General features: G+C 69.5%; 16 protein-coding genes. 12 read left to right on the top strand and 4 right to left on the bottom strand.

Features of this window, described 5'->3' with window-relative positions; translation table 11 throughout:
• Positions 1 to 42: 42 nt before the first annotated feature.
• Entirely contained in the window at positions 43 to 1,125 is a 1,083-nt protein-coding gene (locus ACWPQI_RS24570) for an ABC transporter ATP-binding protein (protein WP_040273054.1), read from the bottom strand.
• Between the two features lie 188 nt (positions 1,126 to 1,313).
• On the opposite strand from ACWPQI_RS24570, the gene ggh reads away from it, so the two are divergent.
• The gene (gene ggh / locus ACWPQI_RS24565; RefSeq protein ID WP_017681895.1) at positions 1,314 to 2,651 is read left to right on the top strand and encodes a glucosylglycerate hydrolase; all 1,338 of its coding nucleotides are present in this window, start codon (positions 1,314 to 1,316) and stop codon (positions 2,649 to 2,651) included.
• Between the two features lie 102 nt (positions 2,652 to 2,753).
• Here the strand turns inward: ggh and ACWPQI_RS24560 are convergent, their stop codons facing one another.
• Both ACWPQI_RS24560 and ACWPQI_RS24555 read right to left on the bottom strand, forming a co-directional pair.
• Complete coding sequence (locus tag ACWPQI_RS24560) at positions 2,754 to 4,211, bottom strand: catalase (protein ID WP_048771197.1); 1,458 nt, start codon at positions 4,209 to 4,211, stop codon at positions 2,754 to 2,756.
• 106 nt (positions 4,212 to 4,317) lie between these two features.
• Positions 4,318 to 6,129 carry a sigma-54-dependent Fis family transcriptional regulator gene (locus tag ACWPQI_RS24555; protein WP_010596328.1) on the bottom strand — a complete coding sequence of 604 codons (1,812 nt, stop codon included), beginning with the start codon at positions 6,127 to 6,129 and terminating at the stop codon, positions 4,318 to 4,320.
• A 163-nt stretch (positions 6,130 to 6,292) separates the two neighbouring features.
• On the opposite strand from ACWPQI_RS24555, the gene ACWPQI_RS24550 reads away from it, so the two are divergent.
• The 9 genes from ACWPQI_RS24550 (at position 6,293) to ACWPQI_RS24510 (ending at position 15,554) form a co-directional block, all read left to right on the top strand.
• Positions 6,293 to 7,921, top strand: coding sequence for a ferritin family protein (locus tag ACWPQI_RS24550; RefSeq protein ID WP_010596327.1), 1,629 nt, complete (start codon positions 6,293 to 6,295; stop codon positions 7,919 to 7,921).
• A 90-nt stretch (positions 7,922 to 8,011) separates the two neighbouring features.
• Entirely contained in the window at positions 8,012 to 9,055 is a 1,044-nt protein-coding gene (locus tag ACWPQI_RS24545) for a 2Fe-2S iron-sulfur cluster-binding protein (protein ID WP_304434009.1), read from the top strand.
• 50 nt (positions 9,056 to 9,105) lie between these two features.
• Positions 9,106 to 10,212 (top strand): aromatic/alkene monooxygenase hydroxylase subunit beta, encoded by a 1,107-nt coding sequence (locus tag ACWPQI_RS24540; protein ID WP_040273022.1) that lies wholly within the window; start codon positions 9,106 to 9,108, stop codon positions 10,210 to 10,212.
• Positions 10,213 to 10,214: 2 nt separating this feature from the next.
• Positions 10,215 to 10,550: a propane 2-monooxygenase effector subunit MimD gene (gene mimD, locus ACWPQI_RS24535; protein ID WP_085997962.1), complete on the top strand. Its 336-nt coding sequence runs from the start codon at positions 10,215 to 10,217 to the stop codon at positions 10,548 to 10,550.
• Between the two features lie 78 nt (positions 10,551 to 10,628).
• Positions 10,629 to 11,672, top strand: a complete 1,044-nt coding sequence (locus tag ACWPQI_RS24530) for an amidohydrolase family protein (RefSeq protein ID WP_010596322.1) — start codon at positions 10,629 to 10,631, stop codon at positions 11,670 to 11,672.
• Positions 11,669 to 12,418, top strand: coding sequence for an iron-sulfur cluster assembly protein (locus ACWPQI_RS24525; RefSeq protein ID WP_010596321.1), 750 nt, complete (start codon positions 11,669 to 11,671; stop codon positions 12,416 to 12,418). The genes ACWPQI_RS24530 and ACWPQI_RS24525 overlap by 4 nt, the downstream gene beginning before the upstream one ends.
• The gene (locus ACWPQI_RS24520; RefSeq protein ID WP_010596320.1) at positions 12,415 to 13,440 is read left to right on the top strand and encodes an NAD(P)-dependent alcohol dehydrogenase; all 1,026 of its coding nucleotides are present in this window, start codon (positions 12,415 to 12,417) and stop codon (positions 13,438 to 13,440) included. The genes ACWPQI_RS24525 and ACWPQI_RS24520 overlap by 4 nt, the downstream gene beginning before the upstream one ends.
• Positions 13,441 to 13,477: 37 nt before the next feature.
• Positions 13,478 to 15,127, top strand: coding sequence for a chaperonin GroEL (gene groL, locus ACWPQI_RS24515; protein WP_010596319.1), 1,650 nt, complete (start codon positions 13,478 to 13,480; stop codon positions 15,125 to 15,127).
• A 100-nt stretch (positions 15,128 to 15,227) separates the two neighbouring features.
• Complete coding sequence (locus tag ACWPQI_RS24510) at positions 15,228 to 15,554, top strand: putative quinol monooxygenase (RefSeq protein ID WP_010596318.1); 327 nt, start codon at positions 15,228 to 15,230, stop codon at positions 15,552 to 15,554.
• Between the two features lie 5 nt (positions 15,555 to 15,559).
• Here ACWPQI_RS24510 and ACWPQI_RS24505 read toward each other — a convergent pair whose 3' ends face one another.
• Positions 15,560 to 18,682 carry an NAD-glutamate dehydrogenase domain-containing protein gene (locus ACWPQI_RS24505; RefSeq protein ID WP_304434010.1) on the bottom strand — a complete coding sequence of 1,041 codons (3,123 nt, stop codon included), beginning with the start codon at positions 18,680 to 18,682 and terminating at the stop codon, positions 15,560 to 15,562.
• Positions 18,683 to 18,859: 177 nt separating this feature from the next.
• On the opposite strand from ACWPQI_RS24505, the gene gabT reads away from it, so the two are divergent.
• Together gabT and ACWPQI_RS24495 are read left to right on the top strand one after the other, a co-directional pair.
• A complete protein-coding gene (gene gabT / locus ACWPQI_RS24500; RefSeq protein ID WP_474738549.1) occupies positions 18,860 to 20,218 on the top strand; it encodes a 4-aminobutyrate--2-oxoglutarate transaminase in 1,359 nt (452 codons plus the stop codon).
• Between the two features lie 30 nt (positions 20,219 to 20,248).
• A complete protein-coding gene (locus ACWPQI_RS24495; RefSeq protein ID WP_003934993.1) occupies positions 20,249 to 21,442 on the top strand; it encodes an acyl-CoA dehydrogenase family protein in 1,194 nt (397 codons plus the stop codon).
• Position 21,443 lies beyond the last annotated feature (1 nt).

Here is a 21,443-nt window from a genome sequence, read left to right as displayed (position 1 = left end):
CGGTGGCGGAGCGAGCCCGTTCCTGCTCCGCCACCGCACGAGTCAGGCGCTCAACCGCATACCGGTTTCGGCGTCGAACACGTGCACCCGCGCCGGGTCCGGTTGCAGTCGCACCACCGTGCCCGCCGGCGGCGGGTTGTGTCCGTCGGTGCGGAACACCACATCGCGGCGGTCGCCCTCGACCGCGGCGCCACCGTAGACGTAGGCGTCCGCCCCGAGTTCCTCGACCATGTCGACGGTCACGTCGAATCCGGAGTCGCCCGCGGACAACGCCAGGTGCTCCGGGCGAAGGCCGATCGTCACCGTGGCACCCCGCGCGGCGGCGAGCACGTGCCGCGGCACGGGCACGAGGTGCCCGCCGATCCGCACCCCGCCGTCGGCGATCGGCGCCTCGAACAGGCTCATCGCCGGAGAGCCGATGAAGCCGGCGACGAAGGCGTTCGCCGGCCGGTCGTACAGCGCCCGCGGCGTGTCCACCTGCTGGAGCCGGCCTCCGTCGAGCACGGCGACCCGGTCCCCCATGGTCATGGCCTCGACCTGGTCGTGCGTGACGTACACCGTGGTCACGCCGAGCCGCCGGGTCAGGCGCGCAATCTGGTTACGGGTCTGCACGCGCAGCTTCGCGTCGAGGTTGGACAGCGGTTCGTCCATCAGGAAAACCTGCGGGCTGCGCACGATGGCCCGGCCCATCGCCACCCGCTGCCGCTGCCCGCCCGACAGGGCCTTCGGCTTGCGGTCCAGGTAGGCCGTGAGATCGAGCATCGCCGCGGCCTCCCGCACGCGGGCGACGCGCTCGTCCTTCGGGACCCCGGCGATCTTCAGCGCGAAGCCCATGTTCTCCGCGACGCTCATGTGCGGGTACAGGGCGTAGTTCTGGAACACCATCGCGATGTCGCGGTGGCGCGGTTCGACGTCGGTGACGTCGCCGGCGCCGATGAGCAGCCGCCCGGAGTCGACGTCCTCGAGCCCGGCGAGCATCCGCAGCGAGGTCGACTTGCCACACCCGGAGGGGCCGACGAGGACGAGGAACTCGCCGTCGGCGATGCGCAGGTCCAGCGCATCCACTGCCGGGGACTCGGCCCCCGCGTAGTGCCGGGTGGCGTGGTCGAAGGTCACTGAAGCCATTGTCTCGAAATCCCTTCACGGGCAGGAACGTGCCCGACGATCCGTGGTGAACGGACGAATGTCCACCGGCCAGTCCACCCGGTACAGGTGACGGTCCGGTACCGCCCGGGCCAACGGGTGGTGTCCGCTCGGCGTCCGGGACCGCGCCCCGACGCGCGCCGAGGGCCGGGCGGTCGCACAATGATGCGATGCCGGACCGCGGATTCACCCACACCCAGCTCGCCGCGCGGGCTGCCTATCTGCTGCGCGGCAACGACCTCGGCACGATGACCAGCGCCGCCCCGAAGCTGTACCCGCACATGTGGAGCTGGGACGCGGCGTTCGTCGCGGTGGGGCTGGCCCCGTTGAGCGTCGAGCGGGCCGTCGTCGAACTCGACACCCTGCTCTCCGCGCAGTGGCGAAACGGCATGATCCCGCACATCGTGTTCGCGAGCGGGGTGGACGGCTACTTTCCGGGACCGGCGCGGTGGGCCTGCACCGACCTGGCCGCCGCTGCCCCGCAGGGGCCGCAGACCTCCGGCATCACCCAGCCACCCGTGCACGCCATCGCGGTGCAGCGGATCCTCGACCACAGCCGACGGCACGGGCGCACCACCCGTGCCGTCGCCGAGGAGTTCCTGGACCGTCGCTGGCCCGACCTGGTGCGCTGGCACCGGTGGCTGGCCCGGGCCCGCGACCTCGACGGCAACGGCCGCATCGCGCTCTACCACGGCTGGGAATCCGGCATGGACAACTCGCCCCGGTGGGACGCGGCGTACGCCAACGTCGTCGCGGGGGCGGTGCCGACGTTCCGGCGCGAGGACCTCGCCCATGTCGGCGACGCGAGTCAGCGGCCCACCGACGCCGAGTACGCCCGCTACCTGTGGCTGCTCGAGGAGATGAAGGAGGTGCGCTACGACGACGACGCCCTGGCCACGGCCATGAGCTTCGCCGTCGAGGACGTGTTCGTCAGTGCCGTGTTCGCGCTGGCGTGCGAGGTGCTCGCCGTCATCGGGGAGGAGCATTCGCGCCCGAATGCGGACGTGCGTGAGCTGCACGAGTACGCGGACCGGTTCCGTCGCGGCGTGCTCGACACCACCGATCCGCGTACCGGCGCCGCCAAGGACTTCGACCTGCGCAGCGGCCGCTGGATGGCCACCGACACGATCGCGATGTTCGCGCCGTTGCTGTGCGGGGGTCTGCCCCGCGGCACCGAACGGGCCCTGTTGCGCACCTTCGAGGGCCCGAAGTTCTGCGGGCACCCCGACCTGCGCTACGCCGTGCCACCTTCGACGTCCCCCGTCTCCCGGGACTTCCGTCCGCGCGAGTACTGGCGGGGACCGGTGTGGCCGGTGATGACGTGGCTGTTCTCGTGGACGTTCGCCCGCCGCGGCTGGGCGGAGCGCGCCCATCTGCTGCGAGCGGAGGGCTTGCGGCAGGCGAGCGACGGCTCGTTCGCGGAGTACTACGAGCCGTTCACCGGCGAGCCGCTCGGCAGCATGCAGCAGTCGTGGACCGCGGCCGCGGTGCTGGACTGGCTGGGCTGAGCCGCCCGGGCCGGCAGCCGCGCGCCCGCCGGTCGGCCGCGTGGGCACTCGACGCGGCGAACGACCGAGGGTTGCGCGGCTGCCGGACGGATCACCGGTCGCTCACAACGCCCCCAGTGCCTCGCAGGCCTTGCGAACTCCCTCACCGTAGGCCGGATCGGCCTGCGTGCAGTTGGCGATGTGCCGTTCGATCGTCGTCACCGATGCCCCGGTGATCGCGCGCGCGGTGTTCTCGAACAGCACGGTCTGCTGCTCGGCGGTCATGGCGCGGAACAGGATCCCGGGCTGCTCGAAATAGTTGTCGTCGTCTGCGCGGTAGTCGAACCGGTCCGCGACGGCACCGACGGTCAGCGCCGGGTCGGCGTACCCGCGTTGCTCCTGGAATCGGCCGTACGAGTTCGGCTCGATGCTCGGGACGCTGCCCTGGTTGCCGTCCACCCGCATCGCGCCGTCGCGGTGGAAGGAGTTCACGTGGGCGGCGGCCCGGGGGCAGTTCACCGGGATCTGGTGGTGGTTGACGCCGAGCCGGTAGCGTGCGGCGTCCCCGTACGAGAAGAGCCGGCCCTGCAGCATCCGGTCGGGCGAGAACCCGATGCCCGGGACGACGTTCGCAGGGGAGAACGCGGCCTGCTCGACGTCGGCGTGGTAGTTGTCCGGGTTGCGGTTCAGCTCCAGCTCCCCCACCTCGAGGAGCGGATAGTCCTTCTTGGACCACACCTTGGTCAGGTCGAACGGGTGGTAGCGGTAGGTCGCCGCGTCGGCCTCGGGCATGATCTGCACGTACAGCGTCCATTTCGGGTGGTTCCCGGCCTCGATCGCCTCGTACAGGTCCCGCTGGGCGGATTCGCGGTCGCCGGCGATCACGGCCGCAGCCTCCTCGTCGGTGAGGTTCCGGATGCCCTGCTGGGTGCGGAAGTGGAACTTCACCCACGACCGGGCGCCCGCGGCATCGACGAACGAGAAAGTGTGCGAACCGAATCCGTGCATGTGCCGGTAGCCGTCGGGGATGCCGCGGTCGGACATCACGATCGTGATCTGGTGCAGGGCTTCCGGCAGATTGGTCCAGAAGTCCCAGTTGTTCTCGGGGTCGCGAAGGTTGGTCCGCGGATCGCGCTTCACGGCATGGTTGAGGTCGGGGAACTTGAGCGGATCGCGGAAGAAGAACACCGGGGTGTTGTTGCCGACGATGTCCCAGTTGCCCTCCTCGGTGTAGAAGCGGACGGCGAAGCCGCGGATGTCGCGTTCCGCGTCGGCGGCGCCGCGCTCGCCGGCGACGGTGGAGAACCGGACGAACACCTCGGTCTGCTTGCCGATCTCGGAGAACAGCGCGGCCCGGGTGTGCCGCGTGATGTCGTGGGTGACGCGGAAGGTGCCGAACGCACCGGAACCCTTTGCATGCATGCGCCGTTCGGGGATCACCTCACGGTCGAAGTGCGCGAGCTTCTCGAGGAACCACACGTCCTGGAGGAGCATGGGTCCGCGGGCCCCGGCCGTGAGACTGTTCTGGTTGTCCGGCACAGGTGCGCCGGCAGCGGTGGTGAGTCCGTTGTGGTCGGTCATCGATCACTCCTGTCTGGTCACCCCGGTGGGGTGAACGTCTCTGCGCTCAGCAGTGTTTCGTGCGGAGCAGTGTCCCGTCGTCTCAATTTGACACGCACACTCGGAATCAGAGGGTGATGCCGAATTCTCGGATCTTGCGGTAGATCGTCGCCCGCGACATGCCGAGGGCCTTCGCGGCGGCCACCTTGTCGCCGCCGTGCAGCGCCAGCGCCTCCACGATCGCGTCCCGCTCGAGGGACTCGAGCCGGGTCAGACTCCGGCGGGTCGTCGCCCGGCACTCGGCGGGCAGGTCGGCCGGCTCGACGGTCCCGGATCGCCGCCGCCGGCAGAGCTCGTCGAGGACGCCGCGCAGATGGGTCACGTTGCCGCTCCACGACAGCCGCATGAGCTGGTTCGCCGCGGCCGGGGAGAGCGTGAGGCCGGAGGCGCCGGCGGCGTCGAGCAGGAACCGGACCAGGTCGGGCACGTCCTCGAGTCGATGCCGCAGCGGGGGAACGGAGATCGTCTTCGGGAAGAGGCGGAGCAGCGCGTGGGTGTCGCTCTGCCCCTGCGGCGGCTGCATGGTCAGGGCGACCCACGGCGCGGGCGCGCGCGTGTCCTGGGCGACGGCCTGCAGGAACGACTCGAGCGCCGCGAACTGGTCGTCGCCGAGGACGTGGGCGTGCAGCACGGCGAGGTCGCCACCGTCGTCGAGGGTCGCAGCCGCGCGTTCGGGCAGCTCGTCGCCGTCGAGCTGGACCGCGTCGAGGACCGTCAGGGCGTGCCCGGACCGGACGTGGTCGTGCGCCGCCTGGATCAGGGCGGCCTTCCCGACGCCCGGCTCACCGTCGAGGACGAGCCATTCGCCGCGCCGGCACGCCTCGACGACGCCTTCGACGGTGCGCTGCCACTGGGCGCTGCGGCCGGCCAGGGCGCGCGGCGCGGGTGGGGCGACGGCCCGGGTGGACCGGCTCCGGGCGACCTGTTCCTTGATCCGCACGACCCCGCCGGCGAGCCGGTCGTCGACGAAGGTGGGCTGGTAGGACAGCCGGGCCGTGGTCCCGCTCGGCAGGTCGGCGAGCAGGGTGAACGGCTCGTGCCGTCCCCGCGCGTCGCGGGTCCGGTCGATGATCGCGGCCTGGTCGCGCGAGTCGAACCGCTGCTGGGTGAGGGCGTTCATCATCAGGACCTCGTCGCCGATCGCGATGACCGGACGGCCCGAGTGCTGGCATGCCGCGTGGTAGTCGTGCAGCAGCGCCCGGTCCAGCTCGTTGGCGTCCTCGAGGATCCGCTCCCGGATGCGGGTGGCGGCGAGCTTGGCGAACGAGAGCAGCAGCGAGTTCGTGTTCTCGGCCTCGGTGGTCAGGTCCACCACGCCGAGCAGGGCCCCGGTGACGGGATGGGTCACGAGTGCGCCCGCGCAGGAGAACTTGCGCAGATGCCCGCTGTAGTGCTCGTCGCCCCGGATGAGCAGCGGCGCGCCGACCTCGAGCGCGGTGCCGATGCCGTTGGTGCCGACCTGGGACTCGGAGTACCGGAACCCCGGTGCGAGGTGGACCCGGTCCAGCGCGCCGAGCAGGCGACGGTCGCCGCCGTAACGGCTGAGCACGGTGCCCTTGCCGTCGGTGAGGATCAGGCTCACCGGTTCGTTCTCGATCTCCGCCGCCAACGCGCGCAGCACCGGCCGGGCCGCCCGGGTGAGGACGGTGTCGGTGGGAAGGGCTTCGACGTAGTCCGCGGCCGGGCGATCGGCGTCGACCTTGGCCTCCCGGGAACGCACCCAGGACACCCGCAGCCAGTTGCGGACCCGCCGATCGCCGAGATCGGGGAAGTCGCCCGCACGGACCGATTCGCCCGATTCCTGAAGCGAATGCCCGTCCCGGGACCCGCTCCGGTTGTGTTCACCCACCTCGATCTCCCGGTCGTCCGGAGTTGTCACGCCACCTTCTCCTCGGATCTCGCAAGAGCAAAGGTAATCACATCGATTGTGACCTGAGTCTCACATTGAGACAGATCGGGGTTGCACACCGGGGTTGTATCGGCACCCACACCCCACCGTCCACGGCTGGCACAGAGCCGGCTCCCGATCCAGGAGGCGCACATTGAGTAGGCAGAGCCTGACCAAGGCCCATGCAAAGATCACCGAGCTGACGTGGGAACCGACGTTCGCGACGCCGGCCACCCGCTTCGGCACCGACTACACGTTCGAGAAGGCCCCCAAGAAGGACCCTCTCAAGCAGATCATGCGGTCCTACTTCCCCATGGAGGAGGAGAAGGACAACCGGGTCTACGGCGCGATGGACGGCGCGATCCGCGGCAACATGTTCCGCCAGGTCCAGCAGCGCTGGCTGGAGTGGCAGAAGCTGTTCCTCTCGATCATCCCGTTCCCGGAGATCTCCGCGGCCCGCGCGATGCCGATGGCCATCGACGCGGTGCCCAACCCCGAGATCCACAACGGTCTCGCGGTGCAGATGATCGACGAGGTCCGGCACTCGACGATCCAGATGAACCTCAAGAAGCTCTACATGAACAACTACATCGATCCCGCCGGGTTCGACATGACCGAGAAGGCGTTCGCGAACAACTACGCGGGCACCATCGGCCGGCAGTTCGGGGAGGGCTTCATCACCGGTGACGCGATCACCGCGGCCAACATCTACCTGACCGTGGTCGCGGAGACCGCCTTCACGAACACCCTGTTCGTGGCGATGCCCGACGAGGCCGCCGCCAACGGTGACTACCTGCTGCCCACCGTGTTCCACTCGGTGCAGTCCGACGAGTCGCGCCACATCTCCAACGGCTACTCGATCCTGCTCATGGCCCTGGCCGACGAGCGGAACCGGCCGCTGCTCGAACGCGACCTGCGCTACGCCTGGTGGAACAACCACTGCGTGGTCGACGCCGCGATCGGCACGTTCATCGAATACGGCACCAAGGACCGCCGCAAGGACCGCGAGAGCTACGCCGAGATGTGGCGGCGGTGGATCTACGACGACTACTACCGCAGCTACCTGCTCCCCCTCGAGAAGTACGGGCTCACCATTCCGCACGATCTCGTCGAGGAGGCGTGGAAGCGCATCACCGAGAAGGGTTACGTCCACGAGGTGGCCCGGTTCTTCGCCACGGGCTGGCCGGTGAACTACTGGCGGATCGACGCCATGACCGACGCGGACTTCGAGTGGTTCGAGGAGAAGTACCCCGGCTGGTACTCCAAGTTCGGCAAGTGGTGGGAGAACTACAACCGCCTCGCCTACCCCGGCCGCAACAAGCCGATCGCGTTCGAGGAAGTCGGATACCAGTACCCGCACCGCTGCTGGACCTGCATGGTGCCGGCCCTGGTCCGCGAGGACATGGTCGTGGAGAAGGTCGACGACCAGTGGCGGACCTACTGCTCGGAGACGTGCTACTGGACCGACGCGGTCGCCTTCCGCGGTGAGTACGAGGGCCGGCCCACGCCGAACATGGGCCGTCTCACCGGTTTCCGGGAATGGGAGACCCTGCACCACGACAAGGATCTCGCCGACATCGTGCAGGACCTCGGGTATGTGCGCGACGACGGCAAGACCCTCGTCGGCCAGCCGCACCTCGATCTCGACCCGAAGAAGATGTGGACCCTCGACGACGTGCGGGGCAACACCTTCCAGAGCCCGAACGTCCTGCTGAACCAGATGACGGACGAGGAGCGCGCAGCGCACATCGCGGAGTACCGCGCCGGCGCCACGCCGCTCTGACACCGGGCCCGGCGGGCGGCGCCGCACCACATCCGGCGCCGCCCGCCGACACCACCAGCACAGAAATTCACGAGCCCAGGAGACACCCCCGTGGCCGACACGCACCGTATCAACTTCGAGCCCGTCGACATCGAGATGGAGGTCGGCGAGGACGAGTACATCCTCGACGCCGCCTTCCGGCAGGGCATCCACCTGATGCACGGCTGCCGCGAGGGTCGCTGCTCGGCCTGCAAGTCCTTCGTCCTCGACGGCGACATCCAGATGGAGGACTACTCGACGTTCGCCTGCAACGACGCCGAGACCGACGAGGGGCACGTGCTGCTCTGCCGTTCGACGGCCTACAGCGACTGCACCATCGAACTGCTCAACTTCGACGAGGACGAACTCCTGGGTGGTATCCCCATCCAGGAGGTGCGCACCCGGATCACCGCGATCGAGCCGATGACCAAGGACATCGTGTCGCTGCAACTGCAGCCCGTCGAACCCACGGAGTACGACTTCAAACCGGGTCAGTACTCGGACCTGCAGATACCGGGAACCGAGGAACATCGGTCGTTCTCCATGGCGACGACCCGATCGACGCCGGGACACGTCGAGTTCCTCGTCAAGAAGTACCCCGGCGGAAAGTTCGCCGGCCTGCTCGAGGACGGTATCGCGGTGGGCGACGAGATCGCGCTCACCGGGCCCTACGGATCCTTCACCATCAAGGACGGTCACGTCCTGCCGATCGTCTTCGTCGGCGGCGGCGCCGGCATGGCCCCGATCCTCTCGCTCCTGCGGCACCTGAGCGAGACCGGCAGCACGCGACCCGTCCGGTTCTACTACGGTGCCCGCACGCCGGCCGATCTGTTCTACCTCGACGAGATCCTCGAACTGGGAAAGACGCTGACGGACTTCGTGTTCACGCCCTGCCTCTCGGAGTCGTCGGAGCCGGCACCGTCCGGCCTGCCGGACGTCGAGGAGGGCAACGTCACCGACGTCGTGGGCCGCCGCGAACCGGAGATCCACCGGTGCGAGGTCTACCTGTGCGGGCCACCGCCCATGGTCGACGCGGCTCTGGAACTGCTCGAGGTGCACAACACCCCGAAGGACCAGATCTTCTACGACAAGTTCACCAGCCCGGCCTTCGAGTAGGCGCCGTAGGAAACCACACCGCTCCTTCACCGACAGAAGTGAGATACGAGATGACCGCAACCACCGAGTCCAAGCAACGCAGTTTCCCGAAGATCGAGTTCACCGACTCCGAGGCCGGCGCGCTGGAGTTCCCCAGCTCCCGCAGCCGCACCTTCACCTACTACACGCCCGCCAAGAAGCGCTCGACGATGTACGAGGACGTCACCGTCGACGTGCAGCCCGATCCCGAACGGCACCTGTCGCAGGGCTGGATCTACGGCTTCGGCGACGGGCCGGGCGGATACCCCAAGGAATGGACGACCGCGAAGTCGTCGAACTGGCACGCCTTCCTCGACCCCAACGAGGAATGGGACCAGACGATCTACCGCAACAACGCGGCGGTCGTGCGCCAGGTGGACCTGTGCCTGCAGAACGCCAAGCGTGCCCGCGCCTACGACGGCTGGAACACTCCGTGGCTGAAGTTCATCGAGCGCAATCTCGGCGCCTGGATGCACGCGGAGAACGGTCTGGCGCTGCACGTGTTCACCTCCATCCAGCGCTCCGGCCCCACGAACATGATCAACACCGCGGTGGCGGTCAACGCGGCGCACAAGATGCGGTTCGCGCAGGACCTGGCGCTGTTCAACCTCGACCTGTCCGAGGCCGGGATCCCGTTCGAGGGGGCCGCCCACCGGGAGGTCTGGCAGTCCGCACCGGAATGGCAGCCCACCCGCGAGGTCGTCGAGCGGCTGACCGCGGTGCCGGACTGGTGCGAGCTGCTCTTCGCCACCAACATCGTCTTCGAGCAGCTCGTCGGCTCGCTGTTCCGCACCGAACTGATCATGCAGATCGCCGCCCGCAACGGCGACTACATCACGCCGACGATCGTCGGCACCGGAGAGCACGACTACGACCGGGATCTCGCCTACACGCGCAACCTCTTCCGGATGCTCGTCCGCGACGAGCAGCACGGGGAGTCGAACAAGGAGTTGTTCGGGACATGGCTGGCGACGTGGGTGCCGCGCTGCCTCGACGCGGCCCGCGCCCTGCAGCCGATCTGGTCCCAGCCGGCGGACAAGGCGGTCACGTTCGCCTCCAGCCTCGACGCCGCCGAGGCGAAGTTCCGTTCCCTGCTCGAGGATCTCGGGCTCGACATCCCGAAGGAGTTGGACCAGTGAGCATGCAATTCGGATCGGCCACCGAGTTCTCCAACATGTGTGGCGTCACCCTGATGAACACCCCGATCGGACGCGTCGTCGCCGACGTCATGGGCGCCAAGGAGGGAGTGGAGCTGACGGAGTACCCGTCGATGATCCGCGTCGACGGCGTGAACCGCCTCGAATTCGACTACGCCGAGCTCACCGACGCCCTCGGTGAGGACTTCGACGGATCGATCTTCGAGGAGATCAGCTCCACCCACTACGGGCGCATGGTGCATCTCGACGACAAGACCATGCTCTTCGCCAGTCCCGAGGACGCCGCCGAGTACATCGGATTCGATCTCACGGCGCACTGACCGCAGCCGTCCGGGCCCGCCCGCCGGGCCCGGACGGCTCCCGATCCACCACCGGCACACGACAGAACGAGGGAAGCGATGTACGAGAAGGACGGCCAGCAGTACTTCATCGTGGACGGCCACGTGCACATCTGGGACGGCCGCGAGTCGAACCAGAAGAACGTGCACGGACGGCAGTTCATCGACTGCTTCTACGACTACCACAAGAACCTCAGCCCCGAGGAGGAGGTGTGGGACTACGACACCTACACCTACTACGGTGGCGAACGCCTCATGAAGGACCTCTTCGTGGACGGGCACGTGGATCATGCGATCTTCCAGGCCACCCTGCTGAGCGAATTCTACCACAACGGGTTCGGGCAGACCGAGGAGGCGTTCGAGCTCACCCGCAAGCACCCGGACAAGCTCACCTACAACCATGCCTACGACCCCCGCCACGGCGAGGCCGGACTCGAGCAGCTGCGCCGGGACGCCGAGCGGATGAACCTTCAGGGCGTCAAGCTGTACACCGCCGAATGGCACGGTGACTCCCGCGGATACAAGCTCGACGACCCGTGGTCGAGGCGTTACCTCGAGGAGTGCATCGAGCTGGGCATCAAGAACATCCACGTGCACAAGGGCCCGACCATCCGCCCGCTCGACCGGGACGCCTTCGACGTCGCCGACGTGGACAAGGTCGCCACCGACTACCTCGAGCTGCGGTTCGTCGTCGAGCACGTGGGCCTGCCCCGGCTCGAGGACTTCTGCTGGATCGCGACCCAGGAATCGAACGTGTACGGCGGTCTGGCCGTGGCGATTCCGTTCATCCACACCCGCCCCCGGTACTTCGCCCAGATCATCGGCGAACTGCTCTACTGGCTCGGCGAGGACAAGATCCTGTTCTCCAGCGACTACGCGCTGTGGACACCGAAGTGGCTGATCGAGAAGTTCGTGGACTTCCAGATCCCCGAGGACATGACCGAATACGCGCCGATCACGATCGAGCAGAAGAAGAAGATCCTCGGTCTCAACGCCGCGGCGCTCTACGACATCGACGTTCCGGAACACCTGCGGCTGCCCGAGCCCGCCGGACAGGAGGGCGTGGAGGTGGCGGCGGGAGCTCGAGAGGCGGTGTCGTCGTGACGGCCGCACCGGTGTCGGGCAGCGATGTGCTCGCCGCGCTCGGCACCGTGGTCGACCCCGAACTGGACGAGCCGATCACCGATCTCGGTTTCGTGCGGTCGGTGGTGCTCGACGACGACGGGGTCACCGTGCACCTGCGGCTGCCCACCGCGTTCTGTTCACCGAACTTCGCGTACCTCATGGCCTCCGACGCCCAGGACGCGCTGCGCGCGATCGAGGGCATCGGCGAGGTGCGGATCCTGCTGGACGACCACCACGACAGCGCCAAGATCAACGCGGGGCTCGCCGCCGACGCCGGCTACCGGGGCACCTTCGGGTCCGAGGCGGAGGAGAACCTCGACGAGCTGCGCCGCACGTTCCGGCGCAAGGCGCACCTCGCCGCGCTGGAGCGCTGCCTCGAATCCCTGTTGCAGCACTCGTCCCTCACCGTCGACGACATCCCGTCGCTCACCCTGAGCGACCTGCCGCCGGGCCGGCACAAGTCGGCGCTGATGCGGCGACGGTTCGACATCGGCCTGAGCCTGTGCCCGGCCGGCCGGGTGTTCGTCGACGACGACGGGCGGCCGATCCCCCACGAGGCGGTGCCGATGCGGCTGCGTTTCGCGAAGTCCGTGCGGATCTCCATGGAGGGGAACGCGCATTTCTGCCGGGGCCTGCTGGCCACCCGGTACGCCGACGACGGCGAATCGGCAGCGCCCCGGGTCGCCGACGTCCGTTGTTCCGAAATCGTCAGGAGAGTGTCATGAAGGCCGTGCAGGTCGTGGGTTACCACACCAAGCTTCAACTCGACGACATCCCCGAGCCGAAGGTCGAAGGCCCGCTCGACGTCATCGTCCGCATCGGCGGGGCGGGGGTGTGCCGCACCGACATCCACATCCTCGAGGGGCAGTGGGCCGAGAAGAGCGGCGTCGTCCTGCCGTACACCATCGGCCACGAGAACGCCGGCTGGGTGCATGCCGTCGGCGACGCGGTCACCAACGTCGCCGTCGGTGACAAGGTCATCCTCCACCCCCTCATCACGTGCGGGCTCTGCCGCGCGTGCCGGTTCGGCGACGACGTGCACTGCGAGAACAGCCAGTTCCCCGGCATCGACACCCACGGCGGCTACGCCGAGTACCTGCGCACCACCGCGCGCAGCGTGGTCCGGATCGACGACTCGCTCGAGCCGTCCGACGTCGCGGCGCTCGCCGACGCCGGGCTCACGGCCTACCACGCCGTCGCGAAGGCGGCGCGTGCGACGCGGCCCGGCGACGTGTGCGTCATGATCGGCGCCGGCGGTCTCGGCCACATCGGCATCCAGGTGCTCAAGGCGATCTCCGCGGCCACCCTGATCGTGGTGGACCGCAATCCGGCCGCGGTCGCCCTGGCCGTCGAGATCGGCGCCGACCACGGCATCGTCGCCGACGGCACCCACGTGCAGCAGATCCTGGAACTGACCGGCGGGCGCGGCGCCGAAGCCGTCGTGGACTTCGTCGGGGAGGGCGGCGCCACGAAGGACGGTGTCGCGATGCTGCGCCGCGCCGGCAACTACTACGTCGTCGGCTACGGCGAGAACATCGACGTGCCCACGATCGACGTGATCTCCACCGAGATCAACTTCGTCGGCAACCTCGTCGGCTCCTACAACGACCTGCAGGAGCTCATGGTCCTCGCCGCGCAGGGCAAGGTCGCGCTGCACACGACCAAGTACCCGCTCGAGCAGTTCCAGCAGGCGATCGAAGACCTCGACGCGGGACGGGTCCGCGGCCGCGCGATCCTGGTCCCCTGAACCGCATCCACCGGTCGGCACGAAAGGAAACCCAGTCATGGCAAAGGATCTGCGGTTCGCTCAGGAAGCACGCACCCTGCTCGAGTACGGCGTCAACGCCCTCGCCGACGCGGTCAAGGTGACGCTCGGTCCGAAGGGCCGCAACGCGGTGCTCGAAAAGCTCACCGGCCCACCCACCATCACCAACGACGGCGTCACGATCGCCCGGGAGATCCAGCTGCGGGACCCGTTCGCCAACATGGGTGCGCAGCTGGTCAAGGAAGTGGCGATGAAGACCAACGGCGTGGTCGGTGACGGCACCACCACCGCGACGGTGCTCGCGCAGGCCATGGTCCGCGAGGGCCTGCGCGCCGTCGACGCCGGCGCGAACCCGATGCGGGTGCGCCGCGGCATCGAACGCACCGTTCCCGTCGTCGTCGAGGCGCTGCGCGACCGGTCCGTGCCGGTGGAGGACCGCGCGGACCTGCGGCGCGTCGCGACGCTGGCCGCCAGCGACGACGAGTCCATCGGCGAGGCCATCGCCGAGGCCGTCTCGTACGTCGGCAGGTCCGGCATCGTCACCACCGAGGAGAGCGACACCCTCGGGATGTCGGTGAGCGTCGTCGACGGCATCGAATTCGACCACGGCTACATCTCCGGCTACATGGTCACCGACCCGGAACGCATGGAAGCGGTCCACGACAATCCGCTGATCCTGCTCACCAACAAGAAGATCAGCCAGGTGCAGGACATCATGCCGAGCATCGAGGCCGCCAAACGCGCCGACCGGCCCCTCGTCGTGCTCGCCGAGGACGTCGACGGCCCCGCCCTGCAGCTCCTCGTCGGCGGCAACATGCACAAGACGATGCAGTCCGTCGTCGTACGCGCGCCCGGATTCGGTCACCGGCGGGTCGCCGAGTTGCAGGACCTCGCGGTGGCGCTGGGCGGGCACGTGATCGCCAAGGACACCGGCGTCGAGCTGTCCGAGGTGACACGCGAGCATCTCGGGTCCTGCGACCGCATCACCGTCACCGAGAACGAGACCACCATCGTCGGCGGCCACGGCGACGCGAAGCTGCTCGAGGCCCGGATCGCGCAGCTCGAGACGCAGCTGGACCGCGCCCGGATCGACGCCGACCAGGACAGCCTCCAGCTGCGCATCGCCCGGCTCACCGGGCGGGTCGCGGTCATCCGGGTGGGCGGCGCCACGAGCGTCGAACTCAAGGAGCGCATGCTGCGCGTCGAGGACGCCCTCGCCGCCACCCGGGCCGCCCTCGAGGACGGCATCGTCGCCGGCGGCGGCACCGCGCTCGGTCAGGCGCACCGCGCGCTGGCCGATCTCGAGTTGCCCGGAGACGAGGCCATCGGCCGGGACGTCGTGCGGCGGGCCCTGCCCGAGCCGCTGCGGTGGATCGCGGTCAATGCCGGCTTCGACGGTGACGAGGTCGTCGAGGTCGTCGCGGGCCTGCCGTCGGGGCACGGCTTCGACGCCCTGACCGGTGAGTACGGCGACATGTTCGACGAGGGCATCGTCGACCCCCTCAAGGTCACGCGCGCCGCGCTCGAGAGCGCCGCGTCCATCGCGGCGCTGCTCATCACCACCGAGACCGCGATCGTGGAGGAGGTCGTCGGCAATCCCGGCGCTATCCACGCGCCCGGCTTCGGGGACCTGGCCGAGGGCATGGTCCGCCCGTCCAACATCTACTGAGCGCGGGGGGACGGTCTCGGCGGCGGCCGGGCCCCGTCGGTCGCTTCCCTCCGGGGCGACCGGCCGCCGCCGTGTCCACCCGGCAGAATCGGAGTACGCAATGATCTTCATCGTGGTCAAGTTCCGGGTCCGTCCCGAGTACCGGGACGACTGGCTTTCGCTCACAAGGGAATTCACCGAGGCGACCCGGGCCGAACCCGGAAACCTGTGGTTCGAGTGGTCCCGCAGCGTGGACGATCCGTCCGAGTACGTGCTCGTCGAGGCGTTCCGCGACGGCGAGGCCGGCGCCGCGCACGTCGGTGCCGACCACTTCCGCAAGGGACTCGACGCCATGCGCCCCGCGCTGAGCGAGACGCCGAGGATCCTCAACACCGAGCTCCCCGGCGTCGAGTGGGCCCGCATGGGTGAACTCGAGATGGCCGGCTGAGGCGGTCACCGCTCCGTCGCGCGCACGAGCAGGCGCAGTTCCGCGCCGAGGGTGCACGCCCGCGGCAGATCGACGGGCCCGTTCTCACGCAGCTCGGTGGTCAGGCGCGTGACCCGGGCGATCGCGTCCGGGACTCGCGCCTGCCACCGCGCCAGGACCTCGTCGACGTCCGCCGGGCCGGTCGGCGCGCCGTCCCGGCGCAGGATCGCGGCGACGAGACCGTGGTGGCGATCGGCGAGTTCGTCCCGCGCGGTGGCGATCGCCGTGCTGTCCCACCAGGTGTGGGATCCGGTGGACAGGTCCGGTGACATCCCCTCGATCCCGAGCAGCGATCCCGTGGCGGCGTGCACCCGGGCGACGAGGCGGGCCGGGCAGTCCAGCGTGTGCGCGGTGTCGACCAGGGCCGGGCACTCGGCGAGAAACCCGAAGTCGGGGCCGTCGCCCGGCGCGGCGTCTGCGAGCAGATCCTCGACCCCGGCACGCAGCCGCGCGATCTCGGCGGTCACGTCGAGCGGCGACGGCCGCAGCCGCAGGATCCACGAGGCCGCATGCTCGACGAATCCCTGCACGGCGCCGAGCCGCTCCCAGCGGTCGGCGCCGTCGCGTGCCTCGGCCCACCACCGGTCGGTGTCGAACACCGCCCGGATCACCGCGTACGCCCGGGCGACCGCCGGGGTGCGCACCCCGAGCCGTTCCTCGAGCTGATAGATCATCCCCGGACCGACGTGGTCGACGAGATCGGAGGCGATCCGGGTCGCGACGATCTCGCGGCGCAGGGGATGGTCCCGGATCTCGTCCCGCAGCACGGCGCGCATGCCGGCGGGGAAGTACTCGAGGGCGACGTCGGCGAAGACGGGGTCGTCGGGCACGTCCGACTCGAGCAGATCCCGGCACACGACGTTCTTCGACCGGGCGAGCAGCACCGCGATCTCCGGCCTGGTCAACCCGCGGCCGGCGCCGGCGCGGGCGGCCAGTTCCTGCACGGTGGGCAGCACCTCGGTGCTGCGCCGGAGTCCGCCGCCGGTCTCGAGGTGGATGATGAGCCGCTCGTGCCTGCCGAGCAGCCGGGCCGCGCGCGAGACGGCGAGTCCGAGCGCCACCGCCTGGTCCCGGTTCGTGCGCAGCACCGTCCGGGCCACCTCGTCGCGGGCGTCGTCGAGCAGCCGGTTGCGTTCCTCGAGGGTCAGACCTCCCCTGCGCCGGGCGGATTCGAGGGCGATCTTCAGGTTCACCTCGGCGTCGGAGGTGGCCACGCCGGCCGCGTTGTCGATGAAGTCCGCATTGACGCGCCCGCCCGCGGCCGCGAATTCGATGCGGGCCCGCTGCGTGAAACCGAGGTTCCCGCCCTCGCCGACGACGCGGCACCGCAGCTGCGAGGCGTCGACACGGACGGGGTCGTTTGCCGGATCCGCTGCTTCGGTGTGGCTTTCGGAGGATGCCTTGACGTAGGTGCCGACGCCGCCGTTCCAGAGCAGATCCACCGGGGCCGTCAGCAGCGCCTTGATCAACTCGTCCGGGGTGGTGGTCGGGTGGGACAGTCCGAGCAGGCGCCGTGCCGGTTCCGGGACGGTGACGGACTTCGCGGAGCGCGGCCACACGCCGCCCCCGGCGGAGAGGGCGTCGCGGTCGAAGTCGTCCCAGCTCGATCCGGGAAGCTCGAACAGCCGCCGGCGCTCCGCGTAGGCACGGGCGGTGTCCGGGTCGGGGTCGAGGAAGATGTGCCGGTGGTCGAAGGCGCCGACGAGGCGCAGGTGCGGCGAGAGCAGCATCCCGTTGCCGAACACGTCGCCGGACATGTCCCCGATCCCCACCGCCGTCACCTCGGTGGTCTCGACGTCGATGCCGAGGTCGGTGAAGTGCTCGCGGACCGCGACCCACGCGCCGCGCGCGGTGATGCCCATCGCCTTGTGGTCGTATCCGCTCGATCCGCCCGAGGCGAAGGCGTCGCCGAGCCAGTAGTCGTACTCCGCGGCGATGGAGTTCGCCAGGTCGGAGAACCGGGCCGTGCCCTTGTCCGCGGCCACCACCAGATAGGCGTCGTCCCCGCCGTGGACGACGGTGCGGTCCGGATGCACGATCCGACCGTCGACGATGTTGTCGGCGAGGTCGAGCATTCCCCGGACGAACGTCGAATATGCCTGGGCGGGAGAAGTATCCGGGTTTCTGCGGACGAACGCGCCCTTGGCGCCGACGGGGACGATGGGGGCGTTCTTCACGACCTGGGTCTTCATCAGGCCGAGGACCTCGGTGCGGTAGTCCTCCGGACGGTCCGAGAACCGCAGCCCCCCGCGGGCGACGGTGCCGCTCCGCACGTGGATGCCCTCCACGTCGTCCGAGTGGACGAAGATCTCGCGGTGCGGAACGACCGGTCCGGGGTCGGCCAGACGAGCGGAATCGAGCATGAATGCCCCGTACGGTTTCGCCGCACCGCGATCGTCGCGCTGGTACCAGTTGGTGCGCACGGTGGCGGTGACGAACGACTCGAGGCTGCGCAGGATGCGGTCCTCGTCGAGGCTTTCCGCCGCGCCGCGCCGTTCGGCGAGCGCCTGTCCGGCGGCGACGTCCCGATCGTGCCGGTCCGGGTCGAAGCGCGCGGCGAAGCAGGCGACGAGTGCCTCGACGAATCCGGCATGCCGGCAGAGCGTGTCGACGACGTACCGTTCCGACATGATCAGTCCCGCCTGGCGGGCGAAGCGGGCGGCGGCGCGGACCAGGGCGATGTCCCGCACGCCCACCTCGGCGACGACGGCGAGGCGGGAGTACCCGTCGACGACGGTGCGGCCCTGTGCGTGGGCGTCGAAGACCGCCGCCACCCGGCGCGGCGAACCCGGTTCCCACTCCGGGGGCGTGACGAACGCGAATCGATGCACCCGGCGGTCCGCGTCGCCGGTGGTCAGGAGTTCGTGATCGTCGATCCGCAGGCCGAAGTGCTCGAACGTGTGGACGGAGTCGGCGAGCAGCGGGTCCCGGCCCGGCCATCGCATGACGGCACAGGCGGTGCCGTCGGAGGACGAGTCCTCCACGAACAGCAGTGCCGGTCCGGCATCCTGTGCGCGCGCGAGGCGCCGCGCGGCCCCGGCGACGTCGGTGGGCGCCGGTTCGTACGGGTGCGTGGGGGCGGTGGTCATCGGTATGTCCTTTCGGTCACCCGGTGTGGGCCGTGGTGTGCCGCCAGTCTGCGGCGGACCGCCGAGAACGGACATGTACTCGATGTCCATGCAGACGGCTGAACTTGTACTCGAGGTCCATCAGAAACCCGGGTCTGCGCTCCTACAGTTCGAGGAAACCGACGAAGGGAGAAGGACATGACCGCAGTCGAACTCGTACGGGGTGGCCCCGGGCTCGAGCAGGCACGTCGCATCGTGACGGAGATCCCGGGACCCCGGTCCCGCGAGCTGGCGCAGCGCCGCGCCGCCGCGCTGCCGGCGGGCCTGGCCAGCGGCGCCGAGATCTACGCGGCCGCCGGGGGCGGGGGTGTGCTCGTCGACGTGGACGGGAACTCCTTCATCGACCTCGGCTCCGGCATCGCCGTCACCACCGTCGGCAACTCCGCGCCGCGGGTCGTCGAACGCGCCACCGCACAACTGCAGCAGTTCACCCACACCTGCTTCCTCGCCACCCCCTACGAGCCGTACATCGAGGTCGCCGAGACCCTCAACCGGCTGACCCCGGGCACGCACGCCAAGCGCACGGCCCTGTTCAACACCGGCAGCGAGGCCGTCGAGAACGCCGTGAAGTACGCCCGCGCGGCGACCGGCCGGTCCGCCGTGGTCACGTTCGACCACGCCTTCCACGGCCGCACGCTGATGACGATGACCATGACGGCGAAGAACCAGCCCTACAAGCACTCCTTCGGCCCGTTCGCCCCGGAGGTCTACCGCGCGCCGATGGCCTACCCCTACCGGTGGCCGAGCGGGCCCGACCGCGCCGCGGACGAGGCGTTCGAGCAGTTCCGGCTGCTCGTCGACGCCCAGATCGGCGCGGACCAGGTGGCGTGCGTCGTCGTCGAACCCATCCAGGGCGAGGGTGGGTTCATCGTCCCCGCCGACGGCTTCCTGCGGCGCGTCGCCGACTTCTGCCGGGACCGCGGCATCCTCGTCGTCGCCGACGAGGTCCAGACCGGAATCGCCCGCACCGGAGCGTGGTTCGCGTGTGAGCACGAGGGCCTCGTGCCGGATCTGATCGTCACGGCGAAGGGACTCGCCGGCGGGCTCCCGCTCGCGGCCGTCACCGGCCGAGCCGAGATCATGGACCGTGCCCATCCGGGCGGCATCGGCGGCACCTACAGCGGCAACCCCGCCGCGTGTGCCGCGGCGCTCGGCGTCTTCGAGACGATCGAGGCCGAGCATCTGCTCGACCGCGCCCAGGAGATCGGCGCGCTGATGCTGCGGGAACTGCGCGAGATCGGCACCCGTCACCCCGCCGTCGGCGACGTCCGTGGCCGCGGCGCCATGGTCGCCGTCGAACTCGTCGAGCCCGGTACGACCACCCCCAACCGCGAAGCCGTCGCGGAGATCGCCCGGTACTGCCAGGCCCACGGAGTCCTCACCCTGACGGCCGGCACCTTCGGGAACGTGCTCCGGTTCCTGCCGCCGCTGTCGATCTCCGACGCACTGCTCACCGAGGCGTTCTCGGTGCTGCGCGACGCATTCGCCGCCCTCTGACCACCCCTACTTCCCCCCGAGGACCAGCACATGACCACCACCGCACCCGCACGCACGACCGGACCCCTGCGGCCGCTCGAACTCCTCGGCGCCGACACCCTGCTCGACGCCGACGAACGCGACATCGCCGCCACCGTCCGGCGCTTCGTCGAGACCCGGCTCGCACCCGAGGTCGGCAACTGGTTCGAATCCGCCACGCTGCCCAAGGAACTGGCGAAGGAGTTCGGCGCCCTCGGCGTCCTCGGCATGCACCTGGACGGATACGGGTGCGCCGGCACCAACGCCGTCAGCTACGGCCTGGCCTGCCTGGAACTCGAGGCCGGCGACAGCGGATTCCGCAGCTTCGTCTCGGTGCAGGGCTCGCTGTCGATGTTCTCGATCCACCGCTACGGCTCCGACGAACAGAAGGAGCACTGGCTGCCCCGGCTCGCCTCCGGCGACGCCATCGGATGCTTCGGCCTGACGGAACCCGACTTCGGTTCCAACCCCGGGGGAATGCGCACCCGCGCCCGCCGGGACGGGTCGGACTGGATCCTCACCGGCACCAAGATGTGGATCACCAACGGTAATCTCGCGGACGTCGCCACCGTGTGGGCCCAGACCGACGAGGGCGTGCGCGGGTTCGTCGTGCCCACCGACACCCCCGGCTTCACCGCCAACCCGATCCACCGGAAGCTGTCGCTGCGGGCCTCGGTGACCTCCGAACTGGTGCTCGACAACGTGCGTCTGCCGGCATCGGCCGAGCTGCCGCTCGCCCGCGGACTCGGCGCTCCCCTGTCCTGCCTCAACGAGGCCCGGTTCGGCATCGTGTTCGGCGCGCTCGGCGCCGCCCGCAACAGCCTCGAGACCGCGTTGGACTACGCCGCCTCCCGGGAGGTCTTCGATCGGCCGCTCGCCTCCTACCAGCTCACCCAGGAGAAGCTGGCCGACATGACACTCGAGCTCGGCAAGGGCTTCCTGCTCGCGCTGCACCTCGGCCGCCTCAAGGACGAGTCCGGGGTCACTCCCGAGCAGATCAGCCTCGGCAAGCTCAACAACGTGCGCGAGGCCCTGGCCATCGCCCGCGAATGCCGGACCATTCTCGGCGCCAGCGGAATCACGCTCGAGTACTCGCCGCTGCGGCATGCCAACAACCTCGAGTCGGTGCTGACCTACGAGGGCACCAGCGAGATGCACCTGCTCTCGATCGGCCGCGCCCTGACCGGTCACGCCGCATTCCGCTGAC

This window comes from Rhodococcus sp. LMD (genome assembly GCF_056108245.1).
The sequence above is the reverse complement of the archived record's forward strand: the minus strand, read 5'-3'. Positions and strand labels throughout refer to the sequence as shown.